General features: G+C 30.0%; 5 protein-coding genes and 1 pseudogene. All 6 read right to left on the reverse strand.

Going from position 1 to position 3,895, the window contains the following annotated elements; translation table 11 throughout:
- Positions 1 to 73: 73 nt before the first annotated feature.
- A pseudogene (locus Q1B07_RS26180) lies at positions 74 to 568 on the reverse strand (hypothetical protein); the annotation flags it as partial.
- A 148-nt stretch (positions 569 to 716) separates the two neighbouring features.
- Positions 717 to 1,049, reverse strand: coding sequence for a DUF3147 family protein (locus Q1B07_RS26185; RefSeq protein ID WP_299095721.1), 333 nt, complete (start codon positions 1,047 to 1,049; stop codon positions 717 to 719).
- Between the two features lie 262 nt (positions 1,050 to 1,311).
- Entirely contained in the window at positions 1,312 to 1,473 is a 162-nt protein-coding gene (locus Q1B07_RS27130; RefSeq protein ID WP_366945292.1) for a DUF4304 domain-containing protein, read from the reverse strand.
- 19 nt (positions 1,474 to 1,492) lie between these two features.
- Complete coding sequence (locus tag Q1B07_RS26190) at positions 1,493 to 1,846, reverse strand: DUF4181 domain-containing protein (protein WP_299095723.1); 354 nt, start codon at positions 1,844 to 1,846, stop codon at positions 1,493 to 1,495.
- A 165-nt stretch (positions 1,847 to 2,011) separates the two neighbouring features.
- On the reverse strand, positions 2,012 to 2,494 hold the full coding sequence (locus tag Q1B07_RS26195; RefSeq protein WP_299834251.1) for a DUF6584 family protein: 483 nt from the start codon (positions 2,492 to 2,494) through the stop codon (positions 2,012 to 2,014).
- Between the two features lie 731 nt (positions 2,495 to 3,225).
- Positions 3,226 to 3,594 (reverse strand): DUF2750 domain-containing protein, encoded by a 369-nt coding sequence (locus Q1B07_RS26200; protein ID WP_299095765.1) that lies wholly within the window; start codon positions 3,592 to 3,594, stop codon positions 3,226 to 3,228.
- Between the last annotated feature and the right edge of the window lie 301 nt (positions 3,595 to 3,895).

A 3,895-nucleotide genomic window follows, 5' to 3' on the forward strand; every position in this document is an offset into this window, starting at 1 on the left:
AGGGTTGATATACTTATTTCTCTATCAGTCTGCTAGCCCTTAATTTTTTTGTCCAGCTAAGTGTAACCTATCCAATGTGATAAATAGTTTTCCTGTTGATGTTTATGAAATAAACTCTATGAAAAATACTTGGTCTTATTCCCATATCCTGATTGCAGATTGCTTTTAACATAGGAATGTATTTGAAGTCAGATGTTTTACATTTTAGAGTAAATCTATGTGTTTTATATGTTCCATTTTCATTATCTTCTGGAAAAATATAAGGAATAGTTTTATGGCTTAACCTATACAAGTCTGATTTCTCTTTAACATACGTAGAAAAGGTCTTCAATTTATGCTTAAAACCATCCGCAAAATCGTCTACGTCAACTACGATATAAATAACATCGTTTTGAGAATGCAAGAACTTAAATAAAGTAATTGCCCTTTTATAAACCCCTTGTAAATATGGACTATTTTCATAAGCATAATCACTATCATAGTCCACCCCTAGTTCAAAACGTATACCAATTTCCCAACTATAAAACAAAGGTGGTCTAAGTTCTAAGTTCGGGAAATTTTTATTCATATAGTGGTTTAAAAACATATCGGCACCTCTTTTATTTCTTTCATTACACCATTCGTTCTTTAACTATTTTGCCCGTTTTAGTGCAATAAAGAAGGATCGCCGCAGCCATCCCAATCTTTAACTCTTGCACCCCTTTAGTTGAATAATATCAATTCAGAAATTCTAATTTTTGAGAAATCATAATAACTAATAACCATAATCCAAATCCAATTCCTAGAGAAACGCCAAGTGTAGTTCCTTTCTTTATACACAACACTGTTATCCCCAAAAATATAACAGTTGGTACTATTCCTAATAGTACACTGATAAGGAATTTTGAGATTACAACTTCATTACTCTTTTCATACGATAACCAAGCAATAGAAAGCATACTTGTTATTGGAAACGCAGCAATAAGTCCAGCAAGTAAAGAATTTTTCTTTGCTATTCCACTAACCAATGCAATAATAATAGCTGAAACCAACACTTTAATAAAAAACATCTAACTCATCTCACCTTTCTCTTCTGCTCTCAACTAAACTCATCTCAAATTATTAATATTCAATAAAATATTCTAAATACCTTCTTTAACCTATCCTGCCCGTTAATTGAACAGCATAGAAATCCAATAACGATCATTAATATTGAGTAAACTTAAACATTAGAAGCAATTTCTTCATAATCTTCCTCTGTTTTTGCGTGTTCATAATCAAACCATATGCCATCTTCATCCTCTGATTTGGCACCCAATCTATACCGTATGTTTATATCGTGGGCAGTAACTTTGCTGGGTAAGATATGTTCTCCCCAATGCAACAACTAGCCAATTCAACTACAAACGAACCGCCCCATTTGTTAAATTGAAAAGTGATTAAATTTATATTTTCTTCATTCTTGCGTCTAAAGTGTAGTTTTTTGAAATAAATTACCGTTAATGAAACAACATTAAACTAAACCTATTAAAGACAAAGCAATTATTATCAAAAAGGTAGTTGAACCAATCCAACTAAAGATGTATTCTTTATTTTCCTTATCATACTTCCATTCTTGAATACCCCTTATTAACCAAATAAAAGTTAGAAGTGCCCACGTAAATATAAAAGGATCATTAACAAATTGAATAAAAATATTACTTATTAGCAAAACAAGAAATATAATGAATGTATACTTTTCAGCAAGTGCATAGTTTTTATTAAAATGTTCATATTTCCCAAAAAATCCTTTATGTTTTACTCTTAAAAGTTTCCTTAGTAAAAAATCAACTATAAACATAGTCAATATAATCCATATTAAAGCCATAATTTAGTCTTCTCTTTCCTAATATTATAGAACTATATATTAAAACCATACTTTTTATTAAACTGCACTCAATAAGAAAAGCCGCCAAAAATGGCAACTGGATCTTTAATTTACGTACCTCGTTAGTTTTAAAGCCAACCTATATACATACAAAGCTGATTTTGATCAAAATATCCAGTTAAAGAATGTGTAAACTCCAATTAATGTAAAGATAATTATTAAAATTATTATTGATAAACAACCAAATGTAACTAATTTATCTTCAAATGAATCTTCGGGTTTTTCCATCAATTTTTCTTTCACTTTATTTTGTGTAGAGGTAATTGCCTGGTCTAATTCTAGTCGTTTTAAGATTTCAGTATTACCTTTATATTTTAAAGCTCTTGCTATTCTAATAGGATCATTTCCCATTGATTTTTCAAACTCAATACATGCTTTTACCATTTCTGGTGTTTTGTTTTCTTCTAAATACCAGTATCGACCAGCCATAGAAGGATGTTTTAATTCAAAATATATCTCGCCTAACTTTTTACGGAGTTCCAAATCATTAGGATAGGTTGATATTAACCCGTGTAGTCTATCCCTTGCTTTTCCTAAATCATTTTTTAAAATGTCTTCTTCTATTTTTTTTAGGGTATTAACAGGCATCTTTTCTATGAAAAACACCTCATTTTATTTTTTTCTTCACCTTTATTTCTCGATTGTTCATATTAATTCCTTCTTCAACAAAACTGCATAGTTAATCAAATAAGAAAAAGGCCACATTTGAACGCCAAATATTTAAATTCAAAACCCCCTTTTTAATTAAGGGGTTTTATTTTACAATAAAACAAGAACAAATGTTCCAAATCTGTCTTTTTGGTATCTCAAAAAAAATACCCAAAAACCTTCGATAATTAATCAATAATTATAATAAGGTAATTTCATGCGTACAGCTATCTACATTAGGGTTAGTACTGATGAACAGGCGAAGGAAGGTTATTCATTCGAGCGCAAACTGATAGATTAAAAGCCTACTGTGTGTCTCTAAAGTGGATTTTTTTATTGATGATGGTATTAGTACAAGTTATGAAAAGACCTGAATTAAAAAAACTCATACAATTTATGAAGAGTATAAAGTCTTATCAACTATACACCCCCGTTTGACGAATAAAAAAATGCATTGCTCCTTATGAAGCAAAGCACCCGTTTGTTGAGTAACAAAATAAATTTCTACTTAAGAATTGAACATACTTATGATAGGCTTCTACGTTACTGGTTTAATTGCGGTATTATTAATTTTATAAATTATAACAATATTAATTTAATCACATAAAATTAATGACGATCCTGTTTTACTTAGTTATTTTCCAATTTAATCTGAGGAAGCATACTACTTGCTATAAATTGCGAATCATTTCCTTTATTTCATCACGTTTTTGAATGGTTGTATCTTTTTCATTAGGGAAAATCGCTGTGGCACCACCGTCATTTTCAACATCAACTAGTAAATCGTCTAAAAAAGTCGAAAGTGGTATATTGAACGCTTCGTATAACTCATCTAAATTGGCAGCCTCCATTTCAGCAAAGCTTCTACTTGGCCAAACAGGTAGTAAAAATGGATAGTCTCCATCATCTTCTAATAGTAATAAGTCGCCATTTTTGTCGCGTAGTAACCACACCTGTTCATCCGTTGCAACCATAGCATAAAAATAAGCAAGTCGCTTTTCAGCAGGACGGTTTAAAATAAATCGTTTAATTAATTTCATATTGGTCATTCCTTTACGATAATTATTAAAAAATATACCAAATAAAATAGAAAGTTACTACATTTATTTTATTTCTAAGCATCGTTAATGCATGATGCATTCTGACTTATATAATTGAAAAACACGTCATGATGAATAACCAAAATACCTTATTCTACTAAACTCCGTTAGGTAAAGATAAAATATGTGTATCTTTAAGAAATTAATTACAAAATAAAAATTTCTATCCTGAATTATTCACAGATTTTCTAATATAGGCTAATATCGCCTATCTAATCAGCTTTCTTGTTACTATTTAATG

This window comes from uncultured Metabacillus sp., assembly GCF_947503125.1.
In the GTDB taxonomy this organism is placed as follows: Bacteria; Bacillota; Bacilli; order Bacillales; family Bacillaceae; genus Metabacillus.

Coding starts and splice junctions, on each gene's coding strand:
- Q1B07_RS26190 (WP_299095723.1), bottom strand. CDS start 1,846: ATGGCTTTAATATGGATTATATTGACTATGTTTATAGTTGATTTTTTA.
- Q1B07_RS26195 (WP_299834251.1), bottom strand. CDS start 2,494: ATGCCTGTTAATACCCTAAAAAAAATAGAAGAAGACATTTTAAAAAAT.
- Q1B07_RS26200 (WP_299095765.1), bottom strand. CDS start 3,594: ATGAAATTAATTAAACGATTTATTTTAAACCGTCCTGCTGAAAAGCGA.
- Q1B07_RS26185 (WP_299095721.1), bottom strand. CDS start 1,049: ATGTTTTTTATTAAAGTGTTGGTTTCAGCTATTATTATTGCATTGGTT.